We start from the raw sequence: 24,768 nt of genomic DNA, 5'->3' as shown, positions 1-24,768 counted from the left end.
AGGCGGCCCTGCGCACGGCACCCGCCGCGGCGCGGCTTGCGGCGCTGAGCGGGTGGCAGGCCGCGGCGGTGTTGCACCGCGCGGCGGGGGCGCCCGAACGGATCGCGGCGGGGGCTCTGCGTGGGTCGGAATTCGCCCGCCGTCTTGGGCTGCTGCGGGCGCGGCTGGCGGTGTGACGTTGCGCAAGAAAAGATCGCAAGCATCCGTTTCGCTTAAGTGAATCTTCAAAAGTTCCGGTCATGTTCCAACGAGTGCCCCGGGGCACGGCCTCGTTTTGCCCGCCCGGGCGCTGCGCTGGAGATCCGGAATGCCCTTTCTCAAAAGCCTCAAGCTGCGCTTGAAGCTGCCCCTGATGCTGGTGACGATTGCCGTGGGCGCGCTCGCGGTGATGGGGGTTTCCTCTTACCGTGAGGCGCGCAACCTGCTGCTGGAGCAGGGCAGCCAGCGTCTTGAACATGCGCTGCAGACGCGGACGCAAGGCGCGCAGGGCTGGGCCGATCAGGTGCAGTCGGAACTGCGGGCGATGGCGGGCAATCAGGGGACCGCGCGGTTGATGCGCGATTTTTCGGGCGCCTGGAAGATGCTTGGCGCGGGCGCGGCCGACAATCTGCGCCATGCCTGGGTCGAGACCAACCCGAACCCCGAGGCAGAGCGTTGGAAGCTTGATTTCGCAGGCGATATCAATGATTTCGGGATCATTCACCGGCGCGCGCATCCGGGTTTCGTGACGCAGTCGAAGGAACGCGGTCTGGCCGATCTGTTCTTTGTCGATCCGAAGGGGCGGGTGCTTTATTCGCTGCGCAAGGGGCCGGAATTTGCCGCCGATCTGACCGATCCGGCGCTGCAGCAAAGCCCGCTGGCCCAGGTTGTCGCAAAGGCGCAGGCCAATCCCGATCAGGTGCCGCAGATCTCCGATTTCGTCGCTGCCGGGCCGGGCGGTGCGCCGGTCATCTATCTGGCGCAGACGGTGCGCAGCGCCGAAGGCGTCTCGCTGGGCGTTCTGGCCTTTGCGGCGCGACTGGATCCGCTGTTGCAGATGATCACCGCCCCGCAATCGCTGGGCGATACCGGGCAGGCCTATCTGGTCGATGGCAGCGGGATCTTGCAGACGCAGCTGCGCGCGGGCGCGGCCGTCCCGCCCGGAACGCCGGTGCAAACCCCCGCCGTGACGGCCGCGCTGGCGGGCGAAACCGGGCGGATCGAGCAGACGGGCGTCGACGGTGGCAGCGTTCTGGCCGTTCATGCGCCGTTGCAGCTTTTCGGGCGTCCGATGGCGCTGGTGGTCGAACAATCCGACCGCGAATTGTTCGCCCCGGCGCGGGAACTGGCGCGGAAGCTTGGCGTGAATGCGGCTTTGCTGATTGCCGTTCTGGCGGCGATCTCGACCTGGATGGCGCGCGGGATCGGCCGTCCGCTGCACGATCTGGCGGCGGCGGTCAATCGGATCAGCCGGGGCGATCATGCGCTGCGCGTGCCCGGGACGGGATCGCAAGATGAGGTCGGCGAGATCGCTCAGGCGGTCGAGGCGCTGCGCGGTGATCTGGCCGCCTCCGAAGCCACGCGCCACGCGGCGATGGTGCAGGGGACGGCGTTTCGCAATTCCTCGGCGGCGCTGATGGTGGTCGGCTCCGATCTGACCATCACCTATGTGAATACGGCGCTGATCAAGCTGGTGGAGGCGAAACTGACGGATTTCCGTATCCGTCAGCCCGAGCTTCAGGCCGGGACACTGGTAGGGCAATCGCTTGCGGCGCTTTATCCGCTGACCGCCGAGATCGAGGCGCGGCTGCAGGATCCGACGCAACTGCCGTTCCGGCGCGATGTCGCGGTGGGCGAGGGGCGCTATGGCGTCGATTTTTCCGAGATTCGCACCCCCGATGGCGCGCAGCTGGGCTTTGTCGTCGAATGGCGCGACGTGACCGAGCTGCGGATGACCCGGGCGCTGCTGAGCGCGCTCGACAGCACGCAGCTGATGCTCGAATTTTCGCCCGCGGGTCGGGTGGCGCGCGGCAATGCCAATCTGCTTGCGGCGCTTGGCGAGACCGAGGCGACGCTGACCGGGCGCAGCCATGCGGGCCTGATCGAGGGCGAGGGGGCGCTGGCCGGGTTCTGGGCGCGGCTGGAACGGCTGGAACCGGTGATCGGCCGGTTCACGCTGATCCGCGCCGATGGCGCGCGTGTGGTGGCCGAAGGCAGCGTCACGCCGGTGCCGGACCGGGCGGGCAACATGCTCAAGATCGTGTTGATCGCCAATGACATCACCGAGGCGCAATCGGCGCTGGAGCTGGCGCGGGCGCGCAACGAGACGATGCTGGCCGAGCAGCGCGGCGTGGTCGAGGCCTTGCGGGTCGGTCTGGAAGATCTGGCCCGGGGCGATCTGGGCAGCCGGATCGTGCGGGGGTTTCCGCCCGAATACGAACAGCTGCGGACCGATTTCAACAATGCCGCCACCACGCTTGGCGCGGCGATGCTGGTGGTGATCGACAATGCGCAAAGCATCGATGGCGAGGTGAGCGAGATCACCAATGCCGCCTCGGATCTGAGCCAGCGCACCGAACGGCAGGCGGCGACGCTGGCCGAGACGGTGACCGCGTTGGATCAGCTGACCACCTCGATCGGCGCCGCCACGGCGAGCATTTCCGAGGCGGATCAGGTGGTCGAACGGGCCCGGATCGGCGCCGAAAGCTCGGGGCGGGTGGTGCAGGAGGCGGTTTCCGCCATGGGCGAAATCGCCGAATCGTCGCAAAAGATTTCGCGCATCATCGGGGTGATCGAAGATATCGCCTTCCAGACCAACCTGCTGGCGCTGAACGCGGGCGTCGAAGCCGCCCGGGCGGGCGAGGCCGGACGCGGCTTTGCCGTCGTCGCCTCGGAGGTGCGGGCGCTGGCGCAGCGCTCCTCGGCCGCGGCGCAGGAGATTTCCGGCCTGATCAGCGCCTCGTCGGATCATGTGCAGGTCGGGGTCGATCTGGTCGGTCAGACGGGGCAGGCGCTGGATGGCATCCTGGTCTCGGTCAATGATATTTCCGGGCGGGTCTCGAAGATCGCCTCCTCGGCGCGCGAACAATCGACCGGCCTGTCGGAGATCAACCGCGCGATGATCGAGCTGGATCAGGTCACACAGCAAAATGCCGCGATGTTCGAGGAAACCACCGCCGCCGCGCAGGCGCTCAGCCGCGGGGTGCAGGCGCTGACCGCCACCACGGCGCGTTTCCGGGCGCCCGAGCCCGCCGAAGTGGTCGTGACGCCGCCTGCGGTCGTCGCGCCCGCCGTGAAGCTGCGCCCGCCCAAAGCCTCCGCGCCGCCGCGCAGTCGCGGCGCGCTCGCGATTGCCGAAGATGGGAGCGAATGGGTCGACTTTTGAACCTGAACCGAAAATGGGCGCACCGTCGCCATAAACGGGAAATGAAATGACACCGAAACGCGTTCTGATCGTCGATGACTCCCCGACCATTCGGGCCTTGATCCGGACCAAGCTGGCCGCGGATCCGCGCATCGTCGTGGTCGGCGAGGCGAGCGATCCCTTTGAGGCGCGGGAAAAGATCAAGGCCCTGTCCCCCGACGTGCTGACGCTTGACGTCGAGATGCCGCGGATGAACGGGCTCGAATTTCTCGAAAAGCTGATGCGGCTGCGGCCGATGCCGGTGGTGATGATCTCGACCGAGACCCAGAAGGGCTCGGCCGCGGCGCTGGAAGCGCTGTCGCTCGGCGCGGTCGAATGCGTCGGCAAGCCGAGCTTCGACCGGCTCTCGGACACGTTCCTGAACCTGGCCGAACTGCTGGTCGCGGCGGCGAATGCGCGGTTACGCAGCCCGGGGCCGCGCGCGCAGATCGCGCCCGCCGAAGACTTCAAGTGGAATGGAAAATGCGTGCTCATCGGGTCTTCGACCGGCGGGGTGGATGCGTTGGAAACGCTGCTTTCGGGCTATCCGCGCAACTGCCCGCCGACCCTGATCACCCAACACATGCCCGAGGGCTTCCTGGCCAGTTTTGCCCGGCGTCTGGATGGGCGGATGGTGCCCACGGTCGAGCTTGCCCGCGACGGGGCCCCGCTTTTGCCGGGCAAGGTCTATCTGGCGCCGGGGGGCGATTACCATCTGGCGGTCAGCCCCGCAGATCCGCCGCGCTGCAAGCTTGTCGCCAGTGACAAGCGCAACGGCCACCGGCCTTCGGTCGAGGTGCTGTTTGAATCTGCCGTGCCGATCGCGCAGAAGGTGGTGTCCGTGATGCTCACCGGGATGGGACGCGATGGTGCGGAAGCGATGAAGCGCCTGCGTCAGGCCGGGGCGCGCTGCCTTGCGCAGGACGAGGCGACCTGTGTCGTCTTCGGCATGCCGCGCGCGGCGCTTGAGATCGGGGCCGCCGAAAAGGCAGTGCCGATCGGCAAGATGTCCCAGTCGGTGTTGCAATTGTGTGCCGGCAGTCAAATGCAGTTCAAATCGTCACGGGGGGAATAACCATGGCAGGACATCATAAAACCCTCCATATCGCGCAGGGCGAGTTCATCACCGCGAAGGGGGCAGAGGCGTCAATCTCGACCATTCTCGGGTCCTGCGTGGCGACCTGCCTTTATGACGAGAGCGGTCAGGTCGGCGGGATGAACCATTTCCTGTTGCCCGATGGCGCGGGGGCCTCGCTCAATTCCGCCCGTTTCGGCGTCAATGCGATGGAATTGCTGATCAACGCGCTGATCAAGGATGGCGCCAATCGCAAGCGCTTGAAGGCAAAGGTGTTCGGCGGCGGGCGGATGATCGCGGGCCTGACCGACATCGGGCAGAAGAATGCGGAATTCGTGCTCGATTTCCTGCGCCGCGAGGGGATCGAATGCACCGGGCAGAGCCTGGGCGGGACGCAGGCGCGCCGGGTCGAGTTCTGGCCCGGAACCGGCCGGGCGCGGCAGCGGCTGCTGGGCGAGACCCGCGTCGTCGAAACCCCGCCGGTGCAGGCGGCGGGCAACGGCGTCGAACTGTTCTGAACGCCCGTTACGGCAAGACAGGCCCCGGATCCACGCCGATCCGGGGCTTTTCCATGCCGGCCGGGTCGAATGGCAGAAAGAAAAAACACCGACGCGACCGGCAGGTCGACATCGGTGCGCTTGGGCGCTCAGGTTCGGGACGTCAGCGGTCGATCTGGGCGACCGGCGGCGCAGCGGGAAGAGCCGGTGGTTCGAAAGGCGTCAGAACCACTGGATCTCCCCTTGTTCTTCTTGCTGGACCTCGTGCCGTTGCATCTCGGGGTCGAGGTTCGTGGCCAGCTCGTGCAGGCGCAGGCGCGACAGGATCGGCACGGCATGAAGCTTCACGTCTTGCGGCATTTCCGTCGACACGGCGGACATCAGACGGCCGAGATCCTCCAGCGCCTGGGTGATCCGGTCGATCCCCTGCAAGCCGCGGATCGCGGCCGCGTCGGTGTGATCGGCGAAATGGCACAGCGAGATCGCGCGCTGCACCTCCGACGAGAGCCGGGCGAGCGTGTCGAGTTCATCGCCGATGCGCGCGGCAAGGGCGTCAAGCGGAAGATCTCTTCGCTCGATGGGGATGGATGCGATGCTGGGGAGGTCAGTCATAGCCGACCCACCACGGCTTCGATGCAGCTGCGCAGCTCCTGCGGCGTGAACGGCTTTTTCAGGAAGTTGTTCATCCCGAGACGCTTGCCGGTGTCGATGATCTCGCGATCGGCGCGGCCGGTGATCAGGATGAAGCCGAGCCCCTTGGTGCGCGGATTGGTGCGCAGCGCGTGCAGCAGCTGCAGCCCATCCATTCCGGGCATGTTGTAATCGGAGATCACCAGATGGACCGGTGTCTTTTCAAGGATTTGCAGCGCCCCCGGCCCGTCGGTCGCATAGCCGACCTGACGGATGCCCATCGCGTCCAGCGCTTGCGTGATCAGACCTCGGCTGGTGGACATGTCGTCCACGACCATGACCCTCAATTGATCTCTCAGTGCCATTTCGGGCCTCCGATCGGGCTTTCCGCTTTGGGAAGCTTGTAAGTTGTGATGCCGGCTGTCGAGAGCTGGCAGGGCGGGTCGAGCGGGATGCGTTCGGAATGACCGACGAAGAGCCATCCGCCAGGAGTGAGCACCGATTCGAAGCGACGCCAAAGGCGCAGCTGATCTTCCGGGCTGAAATAGATCACGACGTTGCGGCAAAAGACGACGTCGAACCGGCCGCGCATCGGCCAGGTCGTGTCGTGCAGGTTCAGCTCGCGAAAGGACACGAGGTTGCGCAACATCGGCACGATATGCACGCCGTCGCTTTCGACGCTGACAAAGCGTTGCAGCGGCTTCGGGATCGTCGCGAGGGTGTTCTCTTCATAGACCGCCGCGCGACCGCGGGCGATCATCTGCGGATCGATGTCGGTGGCCAGCAACCGGATGTCGAGCCGGGCCAGATCCTGCGCCATGTCGGCAAGCACCATCGCGATCGAGAACACTTCCTGCCCGGTCGAGCACCCCGCCGACCAGATCCTGACTTTCTTGCCCGCACGCGCCTGTTCGATCAACGGCGGCAGGGTGGTCGAGCGCAGGGTCTCGAAGTGATGGTTCTCGCGGAAGAATTGCGTGACATTCGTGGTCAGGGCAGAGACCATCGCACGGCGTTCCTCGTGACCCTCGTCCGACGTGATCAGGCGGATGTAGCTGCCATAGTCCTTCAGGCCGAGAGCGCGCAGGCGTTTGCCAAGCCGCGACTGCACCATCGAGGTCTTCCCCGGTGCAAGGACGATCCCGGCCTGCTCATAGAGAACGCGGGCGATCGCCGTCAGTTCGCTTTCGCTCGGAGCGGGGGGAACCGCCAGGTGGGGATGATGCTGTGTCATGCCGCCTCGGCGTTCTCGTCCGGCAACACCGCGCTGAGGTCGAGCACACGGATCATGCGACCGTCGACGATCGTCAGCGCCTCGATGAAGCTGTGGGCGCAATCGGCCGCCAGTTCCGGCGGCGGCTGCAGTTCGGTGCGCGGCAGCGCCAGGATGTCGGAGACGGCGTTGACCAGCAGGCCCGCGGTTTGCGACCCCACCTGCACCACGATGATGACATTGCGGGCATCGCCCACCACCGGTTCCATGCCGAGCCGGACCGACAGATCGACCACCGGCAGCACGGTGCCGCGCAGGTTGATCACGCCGCGCACATGCATCGGCGCATGCGGCAGAGGCGTCGCGCGGGTCCAGCCGCGGATTTCGCGCACGGACATGATGTCGACGCTGTATTCCTAGTCGGCAAGCCGGAAGGACAGGAGTTCGACTTCGGAGGAATTTTGCGAGCTTTTTTCCAGGGGCATGGCGGTCATCCTGCAAGAGCGAAGGCTGGGCTCCGGGTACGTCCGGAAGCGTTTTGAACAAGATCGGGCGGGTCGAGGATCAGGGCGATCTGGCCATCGCCAAGGATGGTGGCGGCGGCAACGCCGGGGATATGGCCGTAGCTGCGCTGCAGCCCCTTGATCACCACTTGCCGCTGTTCGAGGATCGAATCGACGACAAGGGCCGAACGGGTGCCATTTTCCTGCGCCGTCAGCAGCACGATGCCACCGGCATAGCTGGATTTCGGCGCGCGGTAGCCAAGTTCCGCCCCCAGATCGTAAAGCGGCACGAAGGCGCCCCGGACATGGATCACGTTGGTGTTCGGGCCAAGCGCCCGGATGTCCTCGTCGGTCAGCGTGGCGGTTTCAAGGATCGCCGAGAGCGGCACGACAAGGGTTTCGCCCGCCACATTCACCACCATGCCATCGAGAACGGCCAGCGTCAGCGGCAGCGAGATCGAGAAGCGCGTGCCCTTGCCGGGTTCGGAATGGATGGTGATGCGACCGCCGAGCGACTGGATCGCCTGGCGCACGACATCCATGCCGACGCCGCGACCCGACAGGGCCGAGACCTGATCCGCCGTCGAAAAACCGGGCAGGAACAGCAGGTTGTCGATCTCGCTGTCGCTCAGCTGCGCATCCGGCGGGATCAGCCCCTTGGAGATGGCGATTTCGCGCACTTTCGGGCGGTTGATCCCGGCGCCGTCATCGGCAACCTCGATCACCACCCGGCCCGAGCGATGCTGGGCCGAGAGCGTGATCACCCCTTCGGCGGTCTTGCCCGCGGCGCGGCGTTTGTCCGGCCGCTCGAGCCCGTGATCGACGGCGTTGCGGATCATGTGGGTGAGCGGATCGGCGAGCCGTTCGATCACCGTCTTGTCGACTTCGGTCGCCTCGCCCTCGGTGCGCAGACGCACCTCCTTGCCGACCGCGCCCGAGGCTTCGCGCACGATCCGCGCCATGCGTTGGAACAGCGGCTTCACCGGCTGGGCGCGAATCATCATCACGCTGTCCTGGATGTCGCGGGTCAGCATCATGAAGGCTTCAAGCCCGGTCATCACCGCCGAATTCGGCGGCAGCCCGGCCTCGGCCACGCTTTGCGCCAGCATCGCCTAGTTGATCACCAGCTCGCCAACAAGGTTGACCAGCCGGTCGATGCGGTCGAGATCGACCCGCACCGTCGCCGAGGGCTCGGACGCGGCTTCCCGCGGCGCAGCGCCGCCAGCCGGTGCCGCCGCCTGGTCAACCGCGACAAAAGGGGGCGGAGTGACCTCGGCCCGGGGTTCGGACTTCGGCAGCGGGACGATTTCGGCTTGCGGCGCCGGAGCGGGGGCAAGCGGAACCGGGTCTTGCGGATCCTGCGCCAGCGGCGGCAGATCGGGCAGCCCGGGGGCGTCGACCTCCGGCAGCGGGAACCCGCCCGGATCGGAAAGCGCCGTGTCGGCCGCGCCGTTGATGATCTCGATTTCGCAGACATCCTCGACGAAGTCGAAGACCTCGCGGATGTCGAAATCGGTCACGTCGCCAGTGATTTCGACCGTCCATTCGAGCCAGGAACTCTCTGGGTCGAGGGCTTCAAGCGTCGGCAGACGCGTCAGATCGCAGCGCGTGATGCCAGCGCCCAGCTTGCCAAGCGCGCGCAACAGGTGCAGCGGCTCGTTGCCCGAGCTGTAAAGCGCCGCCGCGGGACGGAAGCGCACCGTCCAGACCGGGGTCGCCGTGGCTGTTTCGACAGGGCCGAAATCGAAGGCGAGCCCCATCGGTTGAAAATCGCTCACGTCTTCCTCGACCGCGGGACCGGCGCCGCCGCCGATCAGCGCTTCGAGCGCGACGAGGCAATCCTCCGAGCCATCGGGCGGGGGGGCGGCATCGCGCGCGGCGCGGACATGGTCTTGCAGGAAGTCGGCCGCCTGGAAGAACAGCTTCATCGCCTCGGGCGTGATCGTCATCCGGCCCGAGCGCAGTTCGTCCAGCACGGTTTCGTAGCGGTGGGCAAAACCGACCAGCGCGTCAAGCCCGAAAGCTCCCGCGCCGCCCTTGATGGAATGGACCGCGCGGAAGACGATGTTGATCGTCTCGTTGTCATGGTTGCCCTCGTCCATGTCGGACAGGGCATCCTGCAGGCTTTCGAGCAGTTCTTCGCATTCGACGAAGAAACTGGCCCGGATTTCTGCCATCGGGTCCGTTGCCATCACGCTCTCCTTAGCCGGTAACCATTTGCAGCGCCTTGACCAGCTTCGGCGGGTCGAAAGGCTTCACGATCCAGCCGGTGGCCCCGGCGGCACGGGCGCGTGCCTTGAGTTCCGGGGCGGATTCGGTGGTCAGCACGAGGATCGGCGTCGCCCGGTGCTTGTCTTGCGCCCGCACCGCCTCGATGAAGCCGAAGCCGTCAAGGCGCGGCATGTTGATGTCGGAAATGATCGCATCGGGGGCGATGCCGTCGAGCACTTCGAGCCCGTGGACCCCGTCTTCGGCGAGATGCAATGTGATCCCCGCGTCGGTCAGCGCGAGTTTCAGCATGTCGCGGATGGTGCGGCTGTCATCGACCGCCAGAACAGTCAGGCTCATGCGGCCTCTCCGGTTTGAAGATCCGCGGCGGTCACTCCGAAGACGGCAAGAGCGTCGTCGAAAGCCTCCGAACGCGGCGTGATGATGAGGGAAGTTCCGGCCTGCCGGGCGCTTTTGGCGGCGGAAGCGAGGACTTGCAGCGCAAGACCGCCCAGATGGGTGACGGCCGAGGCATCAAGGACGAGATCGGCACCGGCCGCACCGCGCAAGGCCGTGGCGAGCGGTGTGACCTGAGACAGGTCGAGCCGGGAGGCGAGGGCAATCGTGGTCATTCCGACCTCGCCAAAATATGGGTTTGGAAAACGGACACGTGTTCCCCTTTCATTCCTGCATGAAAGAGGATTAGCGGCTGCGGGTTAAATAAGGTTTGACGGCGCAGGGTTTTTCCGCGCGATCTTGTCGCCTTTTACGGAGTTCGGTCAGATCCGCGGGGCGCAGGCGTGCAAATGCGCGGCACAACCGACGAGGGCAGCGTAATCATCCTCGATCACCCGCAGCGGGAAAGCGGCGAGAAAGTCGGAAAACCGGCCCTTGGCCTGCATCGCCGCGGCGATTCCGAACTCGGCCAGCAGCGGGGTGAAGGCGCGGGCGACGCCGCCGCACAGATGGATGCCGCCGAAGGGCAGGTGAATCAGCGCCAGATCGCCGACGACCGCGCCGAGATGGCGCACGAAGATGCGGGCGGTTTCCAGGCCAAGCGGGCTGCGGCCGGTGATTTCGGCCATCACCTCGGCGGCGGTGCGGCTTTGCGGCTGCCCGGCCTCGGCGGCGGCGAAGGCGAAGACACGTTCGAGACCGCGGCCGGACAGCACGTCCTCGACCGCGGCAAAGCCATGCGCCGCCTCGACAAAGCGCATCAGGCGGATGTCTTCGTCGGTGACGGTGGGCAAGGTGATGTGGCCGCATTCCGAGGCGGTGACGATGCGTCCGCCCGGGGCCTCGTGCACGGGGGCGGCGTTGAAGCCGGTGCCCACACCGATGACAAGCTGCGCCGAGCCGGGCCGCGCGGGCTGGCCGGGCAGGATGGTCGCCACCGCCCCGGGGGCAAGATGGCCCAGCGCATGGCCCTGCGCCTGCAGGTCGTTCAGCACCGCAACCGTCTCGGCGCCGGTGACGTGGGCGATGGCGGCGCTTTCGATCACCCAGGAAAGATTGGTCATATGCGCCACGCCATCGCGCACCGGCCCCGCCGCGGCGACGCAGGCGCCCGCCAGATCGGTGACGCCCTCGGTCTGCATGTACTCCGCCAGGATCGGCTCCAGCGCGGGCCGCCCGGCATTGGCATAACGACGGATCGATTCGGGCAGGAGCTGCCCGTGTTCGGACAGCGCCACCCGGGTGTTGGTGCCGCCGATATCGGCCAGAAGCGCGTAACGGTTCGGGGTGGCAGTGATCATCTCAGCGCTCCAGGGCCTTCTTGATCGCGTGATAGGATGCCTTGGGGGTGCGCTGCAAGCTTTCGAAATCGACATGGACAAGACCGAAGCGGCCCGCATAGCCCTCGGCCCATTCGTAATTGTCGAGAAGCGACCAGGCGTAATAGCCCGCCACGGGCACGCCCGCGGCGATCGCGGCCCGGCAGGCCTGCAGATGCGCGGCCAGATAGGTGATGCGGTCTGCGTCGACGCAGCGGCCATTGATCAGCCGGTCCTCGGCCGCCATGCCGTTTTCGGTGATGTAAAGCGGTGTCGTGCCGGTGTAGTCGCGCTGCAGCCGGGTCAGCAGATGGCTCAGCCCCTCGGGGCAGATTTCCCAGCCCAAGGCGGTCTTGGGCAGAGGGCCGGGAAGCTCGGCCGTGCCGGGCCAGGGACCGGCGGCGGGGCCGATGCGTTTGGCGGTGTAATAGTTGATCCCGAACCAGTCGAGCGGCGCGGTGATGGTGGGGAAATCCTGCTCCCAGCCCTTGGGCAGATGGGGGGCGAAGCCCTCCAGAACCTCCGAAGGGTAGCGGCCAAGGAACATCGCCTCGACGAAGAAGCGATTGAGGATCGCGTCGTAACGCCTTGCTGCGGCGTGATATTCCGGGGTGTCTTCGGCGGGCAGGGCATGTTCGAAATTGCAAACGGCGCCGAGGTTCGTCACCCCTTCGGCGCGCAGCACGCCGATCGCGGTGCCATGCGCCAGGCAGAGGTGATGCATCGCCCGGGTCGTCGCGCGGATGTCGCGCAGGCCCGGTGCATGCAGGCCAAGGAAATGCGAGAGCCACCCCACGCACCAGGGCTCGTTGATCGGGGCGGCGGACCAGATCCGGTCGCCGAGCCGCCCGGCGATGATCCGGGTGAAATCGCCAAACCACTGCGCCACGTCGCGGTTGCGCCAGCCGCCCAGATCGGCCAGCGCCGCGGGCAGTTCCCAATGGTACAGCGTCAGCGCCGGTTTCAGCCCGCGTTCCAGCATGCCATCGACCAGACGGTCGTAGAAATCGAGCCCCTCGGCATTCACCGCGCCGCGGCCCTCGGGCAGGACGCGGGCCCAGGAGGTGGAAAAGCGATAGGAGTCAAACCCCGCCGCCGCCACAAGGTCAAGATCCTCGGCCCAGCGGTGGTAGTGATCACAGGCGCGGGCGCCGGTGTCCGCCCCCTTCACATTGCCCGGCGTGGCGGCGAAAGTGTCCCAATGCGTCGGGCCTGCGCCGCCGAACCCATGCCCCTCGATCTGATAGGAGGAGGTGGCGGCACCAAACAGGAAGCCTTGCGGAAAGGCCGAACGCGGGGGCAGGGCGGTCATGGATTGTCTTTCAAGGCCAGAGGGTTGCGGGCCGGTCCTGTGGAGCTTCCGACGACCAGGACCGCCTCGAGCAGATCCGAGACGGGCTCGGGCGCTGGCGCCTCGATCATCCGCAAAAGCATCGCCGCACAGCGTCGCCCGGCCTCGCGCACCGAAGAGCGGGTGGCGGTAAAGATCGGCTCCTCGGCGCCGTTCTTCAGATAGCCAAGCTCGTCGTCATGGGTGACGATCGAGACATCGCGGCCCATCACCAGACCTTCCTCCCACAGTGCCCGCCGCACCCCCATCGCCGAGAGCAGCGAGGAGGTCAGGAAAGCCGTGGGCGGCTCGGCGCGGCGCAGCATCGCGCGGGCTGCATCATGCCCCTGCGCCTCGGTCATCTCGCCCGCCACCATCAGGCCGGGATCGGCGGTCAGATCGGCCGCCGCCAGCGCGCGCTCGAAGCCGCGGCGGCGGCGCAGCGCGAAATCCATCGTCTCGATGCCGTTCACCAGCGCGATGCGGCGGTGGCCAAGGTCGAGCAGGAACCGCGTCGCGCGTTCAAAGGCGCGGGAATTGTTCACGTCGACAAAGGCATAGCGCCGCGCGACCCCCGAAGCGCGGCCATGCACCACAAAGGGCAGGCCGAGGTCTTGCAGAAGCGCGATCCGCGCATCGCCCGCCCGCGGCCCGTGCAGGATGATGCCATCGACATTGCCCTTGGAGCGGATCTCGCGATAGGCGCGCTCCTGATCGGCGTCGGGCACGAGGGTCAGAGCCATGTCATAGCCCGCCCGCGCATAGACCTCGCCGGCGCCGGCGATGAAATCGGCAAAGACCGGGTTGACGATCTCGTGCTGGGTCGAAATCGGGATCACATGGCCGATCGCCATCGCCCGGCCGGTGGCCAGCCGCTTCGCCTGGGTGTTCGGCCTGTAGTTGTGCTGCCGCGCCGCCGCCTCGACCCGGGCCCGCGTCGCCTCGGCCACTTCGGGAAAGCCGTTCAGCGCCCGGCTGACGGTGGTCGGCGAAAGCCCCAGATGCTGCGCGAGGTCTTTGAGGTTCATGGCGGGGTCCGGTGTGACCGCTGTTCAAAGCGGTTTGGATAGGCCGAGCCTACCGCTCTCGGCCGGGGGGCGTCAATCGGATCGTGGCGCGGCGGCTGATGCTGCCGATGCAGCATGAACCCCCGTGAATGCTGCAACTGCAGCTTGTGCCGCGGTTGACTTTGAAACCGCTTTGGAGGACGCTTTCGCATCCAAAGCGCTTTGGGGTCGAGTCGGATCCGCCCCGGGCCGCAGCGGTCAAGGGCCCTGGGCCCGGTCTCGGGAGGACGCAATGACGAAACATCTTTTGCTGGGCGCGGCGGTGCTTGCGCTGGCCACCTCGGGGGCGCTTGCGCGCGAGATGAAATTCGCTCCGGGGGAGGATGCCCGGTTTCATTGGGACAGTTTCGACAGCTTCAAGGCGCGCCACGACCTGACGGGGCAGAAGCTGGTGATCGACGGTCCCTGGGGGGGCGTTGACAAGGCCCTGTTCGAAACCGTGCTGGCGGCTTTCGAGGCGGCGACGGGGGCGCGTGTCGAATATAACGGCGGCGACGGCTTCGAGCAGCGCATCATGGTCAATGTCGAGGCCGGATCGCCGCCCGATATCGCGGTGGTGCCGCAGCCCGGTCTGGCCGCCGATCTGGCGCGGCGCGGCAAGCTGGTGCCTTTGGGGGCACAGGCGCAAAGCTGGCTGGCCACGAATTACGCCGCCGGGCAAAGCTGGGTCGATCTGGGCAGCTATGCCGGGCCCGATGGCACGAAGGCGCTTTATGGCCTGTTTTACAAGATCGATCTGAAATCGCTGGTCTGGTTCAGCCCCGAGAATTTCGAGGATGCGGGCTATGAGGTGCCGCAGACGATGGAAGAGCTGAAGGCGCTGACCGAAAAAATCGTGGCGGACGGCGGCACGCCCTGGTGCATCGGGCTGGGATCGGGGCCCGCGACGGGCTGGCCCGCGACCGATTGGGTCGAGGACATGATGCTGCGCAACAACACGCCCGCCGATTACGACGCCTGGACGACGAATGCGCTGCCCTTCACCGACCCCAAGGTGCGGGCCGCGATCGACGATTTCGGCTGGTTCGCAAAGACGGACGCCTTTGTGGCCGGGGGCGCGGGGGCCGTGGGCGCGACCGATTTCCGCGACAGTCCGAAGGGGCTCTTCACCTCGCCGCCGCAATGCTACATGCACCGGCAGGCCTCGTTCATCCCGAGTTTCTTCCCCGAAGGCACGCAGATCGGCGAGGATGTCGATTTCTTCTATTTCCCGGCCTATGCGGGCAAGGATCTGGGCAAGCCGGTGTTGGGCGCGGGCACGGTCTTCGTGATGACGCGGGAAAGCCCGGCCGCCAAAGCCTTTTTCGACTTCCTGCAAACGCCGATCGCGCATGAAATCTGGATGGCGCAGACGGGTTTCCTGACGCCGCTTAAGACGGTGAACCCCGAGGTTTACGGCGATGCGACGCTGAAGAAGATGGGGCAGATCCTGCTCAATGCCTCGACCTTCCGCTTTGACGGCTCGGATCTGATGCCGGGCGCGGTGGGCGCGGGCACGTTCTGGACCGGCATGGTCGATTACGTCGGCGGCAAGGACAGCGCCACCGTCGCGACCGAGATCCAGAAATCCTGGGACGCGATCAAGTAAGCGCAACCGACGGGGCATGCCGGACGGCGTGCCTCAAACGCTTCGGGGAGGGGGCGGATGGATCAGACCTTGATCGCGCAGGCGCTGTCGGCGCTCTCGACCATCGTGATCGGCGTCTTCGGCTGCGTCGCCTGGTTCTGGCTGTCGAACCTGGCGCTGGATGCGGTGCTGCCGCCGCGCGGGCCGAAGATCGGCCGCAATCTGGCGCTGTCGGCGACGATCCGGCCCTGGCTGTTTCTGGGACCGGCGCTGATCGCGCTTGGCGTCTATCTGGTCTATCCGATCTTCGTCTCGATCTGGCTGTCCTTCCATGACAGCCGCGGCGAGACCTTTGTGGGGCTTGCCAACTACCGCTGGCTTCTGGCTGATGGCAAATTCTACGAATCCTTGCGCAACAATGCCTTGTGGCTCGTTGTTGTGCCGACTATGGCGACGTTTTTCGGCCTTGTCGCGGCCGCGCTGACCGACCGCATCCGCTGGGGGAATGTCGCGAAATCGCTGATCTTCATGCCGATGGCAGTGTCCTTTGTCGGCGCCGCGGTGGTGTGGAAATTCGTCTATGACTATCGCGGCGAGGGTCAGGCCGAGATCGGTCTGCTCTCGGCGCTGGTCACCAGTCTGGGGGGCACGGCACGGGCTTGGCTGACGGTGCCGGGCTGGAATTCGTTCCTGCTGATGGTGGTGCTGATCTGGATCCAGACCGGCTTTGCGATGGTGATCCTGTCGGCGGCGCTGCGCGGCATTCCCGAGGAAACCCTCGAGGCGGCGACGATTGACGGGGCGACGCCCTTGCAGATCTTTTTCCGCATCAAGGTGCCGCAGATCTGGGGTACGATCGCGGTTGTCTGGACGACGATCACCATCACCGTGCTGAAGGTCTTCGACATCGTGCTGACGATGACGAACGGGCAATGGGGCACGCAGGTGATGGCGAACCTGATGTTCGACTGGATGTTCCGGGCGAATGACACCGGGCGGGCCTCGACGGTGGCGCTGGTGATCATGGCCTTGGTGACGCCGATCATGGTCTGGAACATCCGCACTGCGAACCGGGAGATGCAGGGATGACGGCACGGGGCGCAAAAGGTCTGGCCGGGAGGTCTGCGGCGCTGGTCTGGGCGGTCAATCTGGCGGCGGCGGCGCTGGTGCTGCTCTGGACGATCCCGACGGTGGGTTTGCTCGTGTCGTCGTTCCGGGACCGCGATCAGATCATCACCTCGGGCTGGTGGCGGGCGGCGTTTTCGGCGACGGCCACCGATTTCGTGCGCGCCGGAACGGCTGCGGACCAGACCCGGGAGGGCGATGTTTTTGTCATATCCGGCAATGTCTTGCCGCCGAAAGCTGAGCTGAGATCCTGGGGGGTGTCGTCAAAGGCGCCCGCCGCCTATGCCCCCGGAGAGACGGCCGATCTGAAAGACGGGCAACGTCTGACGGTTGCGGAAAATGGCGATTATCGGCTGACCTCTCCGACAGCTTTTGCCGAGGGGCGCGGCATGCGGATCTTCATCACCACCGTGGCCCCGCCGCGTCTGACCACCGAGAATTATGCCCGTGTGATCACAGCCGAGGGGATCGGGCGGGCCTTTCTGAACACGATGACGGTGACGATCCCGGCCACCATCATCCCGATCCTGATTGCCGCCTTTGCGGCCTATGCTTTGGCCTGGATGCGGTTCCCGGGACGCGCGCTTCTGGTGGCGGTGATCGTCGGCCTGCTGGTGGTGCCCTTGCAACTGGCGCTGATCCCGCTTCTCAAGCTGCACAATCAGATCGGCCTGAACCAGAGCTACCTCGGCATCTGGCTTGCCCATACCGGCTTCGGCCTGCCGCTCGCCATTTACCTTTTGCGCAACTACATGGTCGGCCTGCCGCGCGAGATCATCGAGTCGGCCCGCGTCGATGGCGCCACCGAATTCCAGATCTTTCGCCGCATCGTGCTGCCGCTCTCCTTCCCGGCGCTGGCGTCTTTTGCCATTTTCCAGTTCCTCTGGGTTTGGAACGACCTCCTCGTAGCCACTGTTTTCCTTGGAAATTCCACAGATACCCAGGTGATGACCGGGGCTTTGCGCGCGCTTTTGGGCTCGCGCGGCGGCGATTGGGAAATCCTTGCGGCTTCGGCTTTCGTCTCGATCGCGGTGCCGCTTTGCGTCTTCTTTGCGTTGCAGAAATATCTGGTGCGCGGCCTGCTGGCCGGCTCGGTGAAAGGTGGCTGAATGACCTTCCTTGAGAAATCCCCCGACTGGTGGCGCGGTGCGGTGATCTATCAGATCTACCCGCGCAGCTTTCAGGACACCAATGGCGACGGGGTCGGCGATCTGCCCGGGATCACCCGGCGGCTGGATCATGTGGCCAGCCTTGGCGTCGATGCGATCTGGATTTCGCCCTTTTTCACCTCGCCGATGAAGGATTTCGGCTATGACGTCAGCGATTATTGCGATGTCGATCCGCTCTTTGGCACGCTGGCCGATTTCGACGCGCTGATTGCCCGGGCGCATGACCTCGGACTGAAGGTGCTGATCGATCTCGTGCTCTCGCATACGTCCGATCAGCACCCGTGGTTCCGGGAAAGCCGCCAAAGCCGGGAAAATCCGAAATCCGATTGGTATGTCTGGGCCGAGCCGAAGCCCGACGGCACGGCGCCGAACAACTGGCTGTCGATCTTCGGCGGCCCGGCCTGGGCCTGGGATGCCCGGCGCGAGCAATACTATCTGCACAACTTCCTGACTGCGCAGCCCGACCTGAACTTTCATTGCCCCGAGCTGCAGGAGGCGCTTCTGGGCGTGGCGAAGTTCTGGCTTGACCGGGGCGTCGACGGCTTCCGGCTTGATACGATCAACTTCTACATGCATGATTCCGAGTTGCGCAATAATCCGCCGCTGCCGCCCGAGGAGCGCAACGATCAGACCGCGCCCAAGGTCAATCCCTACAACCACCAGCGTCACATCTACGACAAGAACCACCCGCAGAACATTGTTTTTCTGCGGAAATTGCGCAAGCTGATGGATGACTACAAGGCCGCCGCAGTGGGCGAGATCGGCGACAGCCAGCGCGGGCTCGAGATCCTTGGCGAGTATACCTCGGGGACGGAGGCGATGCAGATGTCCTATGCCTTCGAGCTGCTCTCGGGCCATGCCGCCTTGCGGGCCGAGGACATCGCCGAGGTCTTCCGCAAGGTCGAGACCGTCGCCCCCGAAGGCTGGGCCTGCTGGGCCTATTCCAACCACGATGTCGTGCGCCACATCAGTCGCTGGTCGCTCTCCGACCCGGCGGCGCGGTGCTACACCACGCTGCTGATGTGCCTGCGCGGCTCGGTCTGCCTCTATCAGGGCGAGGAACTGGGCCTGCCCGAGGCCGAGATCGCCTATGAGGATCTGCAAGACCCCTATGGCAAGGAATTCTGGCCCGAGTTCAAGGGGCGTGATGGCTGCCGGACGCCGATGGTCTGGCAGGGCAACGATCCGCAGGGCGGGTTTTCGACGGCAAAGCCCTGGTTGCCGGTTCCGGCGTCCCATTGCGCGCTGGCGCCCGATGTCGTCGAAGGCGATCCCGGGGCGCTGATCCACCACTATCGCCGGGCGATTGCGCTGCGCCATGCCCATCCGGCTTTGGCAAAGGGGGCGATGACCGGGATCGCCGCCGAGACGGGCGTGCTGCGGTTTCTGCGCTCGGAAGGCGAAACCGAGCTGCTTTGCCTGTTCAACCTGACCGATAATCCGGCAACTGTCATCTGTGCCGGGGATTGTACCGCGCTGGACGGCGCCGTGCCGGCCGGGGGCACGGTGGCGCTGTGCCCCTGGGGGCACGCGATCTTGCGTCGGGGCGGAGGGCATCATGGCTGATCTGAAGCTGACCGGCGTCGGCAAATCCTATGGCGAGGTGGATGTTCTGAGGGACATCGACCTCGACATCAAGGCGGGCGAGCTGATCGTTTTCGTCGGCCCTTCGGGCTGTGGAAAATCGACACTTCTGCGGATGATCGCGGGGCTTGAGCGGATCAGCGCGGGCGAATTGCGCATCGACGGCCTGCGGGTGAACGACATGCCCCCCGCGCAGCGCGGCATTGCGATGGTGTTTCAAAGCTACGCGCTTTATCCGCACATGACGGTGCGGCAGAACATGGAATTCGCCCTGAAGATTGCGAAGAAGCCCCGGCAAGAGATTGACAAAGCTGTCGAAAACGCCGCGCGCATCCTGCAGCTGACGCCCTATCTCGACCGGCTGCCGAAAGCGCTTTCGGGCGGGCAGCGTCAGCGCGTCGCCATCGGGCGGGCGATCGTGCGCGACCCCAAGGTCTATCTGTTCGACGAACCGCTCTCGAACCTTGACGCCGCGCTGCGGGTGGCGACGCGGATCGAGATCGCGCAGTTGAAAGAGGCGATGCCCGAACGCACGATGATCTATGTCACCCATGATCAGGTCGAGGCGATGACGCTGGCCAGCCGGATCGTCGTGCTGGCGAACAAGGGCATCGCCCAGGTCGGCACGCCGCTCGCGCTTTACGAAAAGCCCGAAACCGAGTTCGTCGCGCAATTCATCGGTTCGCCGCAGATGAACCTGCTGCCGGGTGTGATCACGGAAGCCGAGGCGCGAACTGTGATCACGCTGGACGAGGGCGGCACGGCAGAATCGACCGTGCCGACGCGGGCGGAAGACCTGGGGTTGCGGGTGAATATCGGCGTGCGGCCCGAGGATCTGACCGTGATCACAAAAGGCGGTCTTTTTACCGGCGCGGTCGAGATCGTCGAAGCGCTTGGCGAGGTGACATTGCTTTACTTTGCGGCAAAGCCGGGGGCGCCGCATGTGATCGCGAAGCTGCCGGGCATTCATGCCGGGCTGCGTCACGCGACGGTCAGCCTGACCGCGGCGCCGGAAAAGGTGCATCTGTTCCACGCCGGTCGGTCGCTTCTTTATCGCTGATGTCGCAAACCGCGCATGAAGGCGCGCCATCGTCAGGTAAAACTGGGAAAGACCCAAGCGGAGGTGCGCGATGAGCGAAGAGATCGAACAGGCGGCAGGCGGCGGACGGCGGGCGCGCGGCGGCGGCGGGGCGGCCCGGCGGGCCGAGCGCACCGCGGTCCGGGTCGAATTCGCGAAATACATCGAGCGCAACATCCCGAACCTCGAGATCCTGAACGAGGAAGCGCTTGCGCTCATCGAAGCCAATGCCGAGACGGTGCTGGAAGAGATCGGCGTCAATTTCGTCGAGAACCCGGCCGCGCTGGATCGCTGGCGCGCAGTGGGGGCCGATGTGCAGGGCGAGCGCGTGCGCTTCCCCAAGGGCCTTGCGCGCGAGCTGTGCAAGACCGCGCCCGCAAGCTTCGTGCAGCATGCCCGCAACCCCGACCGCAACGTCACCATCGGCGGAAAAAGCCTTGTGCTGGCGCCGGTTTACGGGCCGCCCTTCGTGCGCGATCTGGAAGGCGGGCGGCGCTATGCAACGATTGCCGACTTCCGCAATTTCGTCAAACTCGGGCAGATGTCGAAATATCTGCACCACTCCGGCGGCACCGTCTGCGAACCGACCGATGTGGCGGTGAACAAGCGTCACCTCGACATGCTGCACGCGCATATGACGCTGTCGGACAAGCCCTACATGGGGTCTGTCACCGAACGCTCGCGCTGCGTCGATTCGATCGAAATGTCGAAGATCCTTTTTGGCGAGAAATTCGTCGACGAGAACACGGTGATGACCTCGCTCGTCAACATCAACTCGCCGCTGACCTTCGACCCGATCATGATGGACGCGCTGGAGGTTTACGCCGCCGCGAACCAGGCCTGCATCGTCTCGCCCTTCATCGTCGGCGGCGCGATGGCGCCGGTGACGGTTGCGGGCACGCTGACGCAGGTGCTGGCCGAGGTGATGGTGGCCGTCGCCTACAGCCAGATCATCCGCAAGGGGGCGCCGGTGATTTTCGGCGCCTTCGTGACCTCGATCGACATGAACTCGGGGGCGCCGACCTTCGGCACGCCGGAAGCGGCGCAGATCACCCTTGGCGCCGGGCAGCTGGCGCGGCGGATGGGCCTGCCGTTCCGCTCGGCGGGCTCGTTCTGCGGCTCGAAACTGCCCGATGCGCAGGCGGCCTATGAAACGGCGAACACGCTCAACATCGGGTTGCTGGCGGGCGTCAACTTCATGCTGCATGCCTGCGGCTGGCTCGAAGGCGGTCTGGTCTCGTCTTACGAGAAATATGTGATGGATGCCGATCAGCTGGGCGTGCTGCATCGCTTGGCGGCGGGCATCGACATGAGCGCGAACGGTCAGGCGATGGAGGCGCTGCGCGAGGTTGGCCCGGGCGGTCACTTCCTGGGCTGCGGGCATACGCAGGCCAACTTCAAGGATGCGTTCTGGAAGACGGATCTCTTTGATTACAAGCCCTTCGAGACCTGGGACGAGGAAGGCGCGCGTGACACCGCGACGCTTGCCAGCGTGCGGGTGAAGAAGATGCTCGGTGATTATCAGGCGCCGGCGATCGATCCGGGCATCAACGAGGCGCTGGCCGACTATGTGGCCCGGAAAAAGGCATCCGTGCCGGACGCTTTCCTGTAAGGTCGGGGCGGAACCACGCCCCTTGCCACGGCCACGATCCCCCGGGAGACCCCCCGGGGGATTTTCGTTGCGCCGATCCCGGTGGACGATCCTTCCGGGCCTCTTTATGATCGACAACCGACGGGCGATTGCCCTGTCGACATTCCGCATCGTTTCACGCCCCGTTTGGGGCTGCGGCGGCACCGAAAGCAGAAAACACATTCACATGAAGCCAGGCGCCTCTCTCAACCCCGTTGATAAAATGAATACGAAACAAGGCTCTGCGGGGGTTTCCTCACATGCGCGTCTGTCGGTTGCGCCGATGCTCGACTGGACGGATCGGCATTGCCGGGTCTTTCACCGGATGATCTCGCGCCACGCGCTGCTTTACACCGAGATGGTCACCGCCCCGGCGGTGATCCATGGCAAGCGGGCGCAGCTGCTTGATTTCAGCGCCGTCGAACACCCGCTGGCGCTGCAACTGGGCGGCTCCGATCCGGCCGAGCTGGCCGAGGCCACGCGGATCGCGCGCGACTGGGGCTATGACGAGATCAACCTGAATGTCGGCTGCCCCTCGGACCGGGTGCAATCGGGGGCCTTCGGGGCGGTCTTGATGAAAACGCCCGATCTGGTCGCCCGTTGCGTCGAGGCGATGCAGACCGCCGCCGCGGTCGAGGTGACGGTGAAATGCCGGATCGGCGTCGATGATCAGATCCCCGAGGAGGTGCTTCCCGCCTTTCTGAAAACCGTGTCCGAGGCCGGGGTCAGCCGCTTCACGCTGCATGCCCGCAAGGCCTGGCTGCAGGGGTTGTCGCCCAAGGAAAACCGGGAAATCCCGCCGCTTGACTATCCGCTGGTGCATGCGATGAAGCGCGCGTTCCCGCATCTGCACCTGAGCCTGAACGGCGGCGTGACGACGCTGGCCCAGGTCGAGGCGCATCTGGCCGCGGGCATGGACGGGGTGATGGTCGGCCGCGCCGCCTATCAGGAGCCGATGCAGGTTCTGGCCGGTGCCGATGTGGCGCTGTGGGGCCGGGGCGAGGCGCTTTCGGCGATGGCGGTGGCCGAAGCGATGAAGCCCTATATTGCGCAGCATCTGGCGGCGGGCGGGCGGCTGCATCAGATCACCCGGCACATGCTGGGCCTGTTTCACGGCCGCCCCGGCGCGCGCGGCTGGCGGCGGGTGCTGTCGGAAGGGGCAACACGGCCGGGGGCGGGCCTGGCGCTTTACGATCTGGCGCTGGCCGAAGTGGCGCAAGGGGCGTAAGATGGAGCATCTGACCGCAGTCCTGCCGCTGCTGGCGATCCTGCTGGCGGTCGGCGCTTTCGCCGGGGTGCTGGCGGGGCTTCTCGGTGTCGGCGGCGGCATCGTTCTCGTCCCCGCTTTCTTCTATCTTTTCAGCGGTCTGGGCTATGGCGCGGACGGGGTGATGCAGGTCTGCGTCGCGACCTCGATGGCGACGATCATCATCACCTCGACACGTTCCGTCACCGCCCATGCCCGCAAGGGCGCGGTCGATTGGCAGCTTCTGCGCGATTGGGCCCCCTTTGTGGCCAGCGGCGCGCTGATCGGCGTCCTTCTGGTGTCGCATCTGAACACCCATGCCCTGACAGTCATCTTCGGCACGCTGGTGCTGGCGATCGCGCTTTACATGGCCTTTGGCAAGCAAAGCTGGCGCCTCGCCGAGGGCATGCCGGGGCGCGGTTTCCGGATCTGGTTCGGGCCGCTGATGGGGGCGATTTCCGTGCTTCTGGGCATCGGCGGCGGCTCGATCTCGACGCCGATGCAGACGCTGCACGGCATCCCGATCCATCGCGCCGTCGCCACCTCGGCGGGTTTCGGTGTGATCATGGCGGTGCCCTCGACGGTGGCCTTCCTCATGACCCCGGTCGAAAACGCGCCGCCCTATACGGTGGGCGCGATCAACCTGCCCGCGCTGATCGTGATCGGCGCCACCACGGCTGTGACTGCCGCCTGGGGCGCGGCGCTCGCGCATCGGCTCGACCCGAAACCGCTCAAACGCATCTTCGCGGGCTTTCTGATGCTTGTCGCGCTGAACATGCTGCGCAAAGCCCTGTTCTGACGTCATCTTGCGAAAAATACCTCGGGGTGCGGGGCAGCGCCCAGCTTAAAGCCCCGAACGTTTGGCCGCGTCCCAAAGCGCATCCATCTCGGCCAGATCGCTGTCGGCCGGCCGCTTGCCCGCCTTCGCCAGTTCCGCTTCGATAAACGCGAACCGCCGGGTGAACTTGCCATTCGCCGCGCGCAGACAGGCTTCCGCCTCCAGCCCCAGATGGCGCCCAAGGTTCACCATCACGAACATCAGATCGCCGTATTCCTCGGCGATTTCCTCGGGGCCAAGCGTATCCCGGGCCTCGACCAGCTCCTGCGCCTCTTCCACGATCTTCGCCACCACCTCGGCGGTGGAGGGCCAGTCAAACCCCACCCGCGCCGCGCGCTTTTGCAGCTTCAGCGCCCGCGTCAGCGCCGGAAGCCCCAGCGCGACGCCGTCGAGCACCCCGGTCTCGGCCTTGGCCGCGCGCTCGGCGGATTTGATTTTCTCCCAATCTTCCGTCTGTTGCGCGGCGCTCTTCACACGGCTTTCATCGCCGAAGACATGCGGATGCCGCGCGATCATCTTCGCGTTGATCCCGCGCAGCACCTCAAGCAGCGAAAAATGTCCGGCTTCGGCCGCCATCTGCGCATGATAGACCACCTGCAACGCCAGATCGCCCAATTCGCCCGACAATTCGCCCCAGGCTTGGCGCGCGATCGCATCGGCGACCTCGTGCGCCTCCTCGATCGTATAGGGGGCGATGGTGGCGAAATCCTGCGCGATATCCCAGGGGCAGCCGCTCTCGGGATCGCGCAGACAGGCCATGATCGCCGCCAGCCGCTCGGTTTCCGCCCCCACGCTGTCGGTTTGCACGAAGATCCCCGGATCGGTCGGTTTCGCCATTGCCTCTTGCCCCC

The 24,768-nt window shown here is 65.7% G+C and carries 21 protein-coding genes and 1 pseudogene; 11 read left to right on the top strand and 11 right to left on the bottom strand.

What is annotated here, in order from left to right; translation table 11 throughout:
• The first annotated feature begins 307 nt into the window (after nucleotides 1-307).
• The 3 genes from FBT96_RS14910 to FBT96_RS14900 are packed head-to-tail and all read left to right on the top strand — an operon-like array spanning nucleotide 308 to nucleotide 4,975.
• Nucleotides 308-3,364: a methyl-accepting chemotaxis protein gene (locus FBT96_RS14910; RefSeq protein WP_136908020.1), complete on the top strand. Its 3,057-nt coding sequence runs from the start codon at nucleotides 308-310 to the stop codon at nucleotides 3,362-3,364.
• A 46-nt stretch (nucleotides 3,365-3,410) separates the two neighbouring features.
• Entirely contained in the window at nucleotides 3,411-4,457 is a 1,047-nt protein-coding gene (locus FBT96_RS14905; protein WP_136908018.1) for a protein-glutamate methylesterase/protein-glutamine glutaminase, read from the top strand.
• A gap of 2 nt (nucleotides 4,458-4,459) precedes the next feature.
• Nucleotides 4,460-4,975: a chemotaxis protein CheD gene (locus FBT96_RS14900; RefSeq protein WP_136908017.1), complete on the top strand. Its 516-nt coding sequence runs from the start codon at nucleotides 4,460-4,462 to the stop codon at nucleotides 4,973-4,975.
• A gap of 201 nt (nucleotides 4,976-5,176) precedes the next feature.
• On the opposite strand, the gene FBT96_RS14895 is transcribed toward FBT96_RS14900, so the two are convergent.
• The 10 genes and pseudogenes from FBT96_RS14895 to FBT96_RS14850 all read right to left on the bottom strand — a co-directional run bounded on the left by FBT96_RS14895 (nucleotide 5,177) and on the right by FBT96_RS14850 (nucleotide 13,641).
• Nucleotides 5,177-5,566, bottom strand: a complete 390-nt coding sequence (locus FBT96_RS14895; protein WP_136908015.1) for a hypothetical protein — start codon at nucleotides 5,564-5,566, stop codon at nucleotides 5,177-5,179.
• Nucleotides 5,563-5,949: a response regulator gene (locus FBT96_RS14890; protein WP_136908013.1), complete on the bottom strand. Its 387-nt coding sequence runs from the start codon at nucleotides 5,947-5,949 to the stop codon at nucleotides 5,563-5,565. The genes FBT96_RS14895 and FBT96_RS14890 overlap by 4 nt, the downstream gene beginning before the upstream one ends.
• On the bottom strand, nucleotides 5,940-6,818 hold the full coding sequence (locus FBT96_RS14885; RefSeq protein WP_136908011.1) for a CheR family methyltransferase: 879 nt from the start codon (nucleotides 6,816-6,818) through the stop codon (nucleotides 5,940-5,942). Before FBT96_RS14885 ends, FBT96_RS14890 begins: the two co-directional genes overlap by 10 nt.
• Entirely contained in the window at nucleotides 6,815-7,198 is a 384-nt protein-coding gene (locus tag FBT96_RS14880) for a chemotaxis protein CheW (RefSeq protein WP_346655944.1), read from the bottom strand. The genes FBT96_RS14885 and FBT96_RS14880 overlap by 4 nt, the downstream gene beginning before the upstream one ends.
• Before the next feature lie 89 nt (nucleotides 7,199-7,287).
• Nucleotides 7,288-9,492, bottom strand: a pseudogene (locus FBT96_RS14875) (chemotaxis protein CheA).
• Nucleotides 9,493-9,502: 10 nt separating this feature from the next.
• Nucleotides 9,503-9,868 (bottom strand): response regulator, encoded by a 366-nt coding sequence (locus FBT96_RS14870; protein ID WP_013067490.1) that lies wholly within the window; start codon nucleotides 9,866-9,868, stop codon nucleotides 9,503-9,505.
• Nucleotides 9,865-10,140, bottom strand: coding sequence for an STAS domain-containing protein (locus FBT96_RS14865; protein ID WP_136908009.1), 276 nt, complete (start codon nucleotides 10,138-10,140; stop codon nucleotides 9,865-9,867). Before FBT96_RS14865 ends, FBT96_RS14870 begins: the two co-directional genes overlap by 4 nt.
• A gap of 147 nt (nucleotides 10,141-10,287) precedes the next feature.
• Nucleotides 10,288-11,265: a glucokinase gene (locus tag FBT96_RS14860; protein ID WP_136908007.1), complete on the bottom strand. Its 978-nt coding sequence runs from the start codon at nucleotides 11,263-11,265 to the stop codon at nucleotides 10,288-10,290.
• 1 nt (nucleotide 11,266) lies between these two features.
• Nucleotides 11,267-12,595 carry a GH1 family beta-glucosidase gene (locus tag FBT96_RS14855; RefSeq protein ID WP_136908005.1) on the bottom strand — a complete coding sequence of 443 codons (1,329 nt, stop codon included), beginning with the start codon at nucleotides 12,593-12,595 and terminating at the stop codon, nucleotides 11,267-11,269.
• Entirely contained in the window at nucleotides 12,592-13,641 is a 1,050-nt protein-coding gene (locus FBT96_RS14850) for a LacI family DNA-binding transcriptional regulator (RefSeq protein ID WP_136908003.1), read from the bottom strand. Before FBT96_RS14850 ends, FBT96_RS14855 begins: the two co-directional genes overlap by 4 nt.
• A gap of 271 nt (nucleotides 13,642-13,912) precedes the next feature.
• Here FBT96_RS14850 and FBT96_RS14845 point away from each other — a divergent pair, with 271 nt between their 5' ends.
• The 8 genes from FBT96_RS14845 to FBT96_RS14810 all read left to right on the top strand — a co-directional run bounded on the left by FBT96_RS14845 (nucleotide 13,913) and on the right by FBT96_RS14810 (nucleotide 23,878).
• Nucleotides 13,913-15,268, top strand: coding sequence for an ABC transporter substrate-binding protein (locus FBT96_RS14845; protein WP_136908001.1), 1,356 nt, complete (start codon nucleotides 13,913-13,915; stop codon nucleotides 15,266-15,268).
• Between the two features lie 57 nt (nucleotides 15,269-15,325).
• The gene (locus FBT96_RS14840) at nucleotides 15,326-16,336 is read left to right on the top strand and encodes a carbohydrate ABC transporter permease (protein WP_136907999.1); all 1,011 of its coding nucleotides are present in this window, start codon (nucleotides 15,326-15,328) and stop codon (nucleotides 16,334-16,336) included.
• Entirely contained in the window at nucleotides 16,333-17,481 is a 1,149-nt protein-coding gene (locus tag FBT96_RS14835; RefSeq protein ID WP_136907997.1) for a carbohydrate ABC transporter permease, read from the top strand. The genes FBT96_RS14840 and FBT96_RS14835 overlap by 4 nt, the downstream gene beginning before the upstream one ends.
• Nucleotides 17,482-19,107 carry an alpha-amylase family glycosyl hydrolase gene (locus FBT96_RS14830; RefSeq protein WP_136907995.1) on the top strand — a complete coding sequence of 542 codons (1,626 nt, stop codon included), beginning with the start codon at nucleotides 17,482-17,484 and terminating at the stop codon, nucleotides 19,105-19,107. It begins immediately after the preceding gene.
• The gene (locus FBT96_RS14825) at nucleotides 19,100-20,185 is read left to right on the top strand and encodes an ABC transporter ATP-binding protein (protein ID WP_136907993.1); all 1,086 of its coding nucleotides are present in this window, start codon (nucleotides 19,100-19,102) and stop codon (nucleotides 20,183-20,185) included. Before FBT96_RS14830 ends, FBT96_RS14825 begins: the two co-directional genes overlap by 8 nt.
• Nucleotides 20,186-20,255: 70 nt before the next feature.
• Nucleotides 20,256-21,815 (top strand): trimethylamine methyltransferase family protein, encoded by a 1,560-nt coding sequence (locus FBT96_RS14820; protein WP_136907991.1) that lies wholly within the window; start codon nucleotides 20,256-20,258, stop codon nucleotides 21,813-21,815.
• Between the two features lie 241 nt (nucleotides 21,816-22,056).
• Complete coding sequence (gene dusA, locus FBT96_RS14815) at nucleotides 22,057-23,061, top strand: tRNA dihydrouridine(20/20a) synthase DusA (protein WP_136907989.1); 1,005 nt, start codon at nucleotides 22,057-22,059, stop codon at nucleotides 23,059-23,061.
• A 1-nt stretch (nucleotide 23,062) separates the two neighbouring features.
• Complete coding sequence (locus FBT96_RS14810; protein WP_136907986.1) at nucleotides 23,063-23,878, top strand: sulfite exporter TauE/SafE family protein; 816 nt, start codon at nucleotides 23,063-23,065, stop codon at nucleotides 23,876-23,878.
• Nucleotides 23,879-23,923: 45 nt separating this feature from the next.
• Here the strand turns inward: FBT96_RS14810 and mazG are convergent, their stop codons facing one another.
• Nucleotides 23,924-24,754: a nucleoside triphosphate pyrophosphohydrolase gene (mazG, locus tag FBT96_RS14805; RefSeq protein ID WP_136907984.1), complete on the bottom strand. Its 831-nt coding sequence runs from the start codon at nucleotides 24,752-24,754 to the stop codon at nucleotides 23,924-23,926.
• Between the last annotated feature and the right edge of the window lie 14 nt (nucleotides 24,755-24,768).

It is taken from the genome of Rhodobacter capsulatus (assembly GCF_005144475.1).
Classification (GTDB): domain Bacteria; phylum Pseudomonadota; class Alphaproteobacteria; order Rhodobacterales; family Rhodobacteraceae; genus Rhodobacter; species Rhodobacter capsulatus_C.
Note: the sequence above shows the minus strand (reverse complement) of the source record. Positions and strands in the feature narration are given on the sequence as shown.

Bases quoted from the DNA above. Each gene is read 5' to 3' on its own strand.
- FBT96_RS14910 (WP_136908020.1), top strand. From the start codon at position 308: ATGCCCTTTCTCAAAAGCCTCAAGCTGCGCTTGAAGCTGCCCCTGATG.
- FBT96_RS14905 (WP_136908018.1), top strand. From the start codon at position 3,411: ATGACACCGAAACGCGTTCTGATCGTCGATGACTCCCCGACCATTCGG.
- FBT96_RS14900 (WP_136908017.1), top strand. From the start codon at position 4,460: ATGGCAGGACATCATAAAACCCTCCATATCGCGCAGGGCGAGTTCATC.
- FBT96_RS14895 (WP_136908015.1), bottom strand. From the start codon at position 5,566: ATGACTGACCTCCCCAGCATCGCATCCATCCCCATCGAGCGAAGAGAT.
- FBT96_RS14890 (WP_136908013.1), bottom strand. From the start codon at position 5,949: ATGGCACTGAGAGATCAATTGAGGGTCATGGTCGTGGACGACATGTCC.
- FBT96_RS14885 (WP_136908011.1), bottom strand. From the start codon at position 6,818: ATGACACAGCATCATCCCCACCTGGCGGTTCCCCCCGCTCCGAGCGAA.
- FBT96_RS14870 (WP_013067490.1), bottom strand. From the start codon at position 9,868: ATGAGCCTGACTGTTCTGGCGGTCGATGACAGCCGCACCATCCGCGAC.
- FBT96_RS14865 (WP_136908009.1), bottom strand. From the start codon at position 10,140: ATGACCACGATTGCCCTCGCCTCCCGGCTCGACCTGTCTCAGGTCACA.
- FBT96_RS14860 (WP_136908007.1), bottom strand. From the start codon at position 11,265: ATGATCACTGCCACCCCGAACCGTTACGCGCTTCTGGCCGATATCGGC.
- FBT96_RS14855 (WP_136908005.1), bottom strand. From the start codon at position 12,595: ATGACCGCCCTGCCCCCGCGTTCGGCCTTTCCGCAAGGCTTCCTGTTT.
- FBT96_RS14850 (WP_136908003.1), bottom strand. From the start codon at position 13,641: ATGAACCTCAAAGACCTCGCGCAGCATCTGGGGCTTTCGCCGACCACC.
- FBT96_RS14845 (WP_136908001.1), top strand. From the start codon at position 13,913: ATGACGAAACATCTTTTGCTGGGCGCGGCGGTGCTTGCGCTGGCCACC.
- FBT96_RS14840 (WP_136907999.1), top strand. From the start codon at position 15,326: ATGGATCAGACCTTGATCGCGCAGGCGCTGTCGGCGCTCTCGACCATC.
- FBT96_RS14835 (WP_136907997.1), top strand. From the start codon at position 16,333: ATGACGGCACGGGGCGCAAAAGGTCTGGCCGGGAGGTCTGCGGCGCTG.
- FBT96_RS14830 (WP_136907995.1), top strand. From the start codon at position 17,482: ATGACCTTCCTTGAGAAATCCCCCGACTGGTGGCGCGGTGCGGTGATC.
- FBT96_RS14825 (WP_136907993.1), top strand. From the start codon at position 19,100: ATGGCTGATCTGAAGCTGACCGGCGTCGGCAAATCCTATGGCGAGGTG.
- FBT96_RS14820 (WP_136907991.1), top strand. From the start codon at position 20,256: ATGAGCGAAGAGATCGAACAGGCGGCAGGCGGCGGACGGCGGGCGCGC.
- dusA (WP_136907989.1), top strand. From the start codon at position 22,057: ATGAATACGAAACAAGGCTCTGCGGGGGTTTCCTCACATGCGCGTCTG.
- FBT96_RS14810 (WP_136907986.1), top strand. From the start codon at position 23,063: ATGGAGCATCTGACCGCAGTCCTGCCGCTGCTGGCGATCCTGCTGGCG.
- mazG (WP_136907984.1), bottom strand. From the start codon at position 24,754: ATGGCGAAACCGACCGATCCGGGGATCTTCGTGCAAACCGACAGCGTG.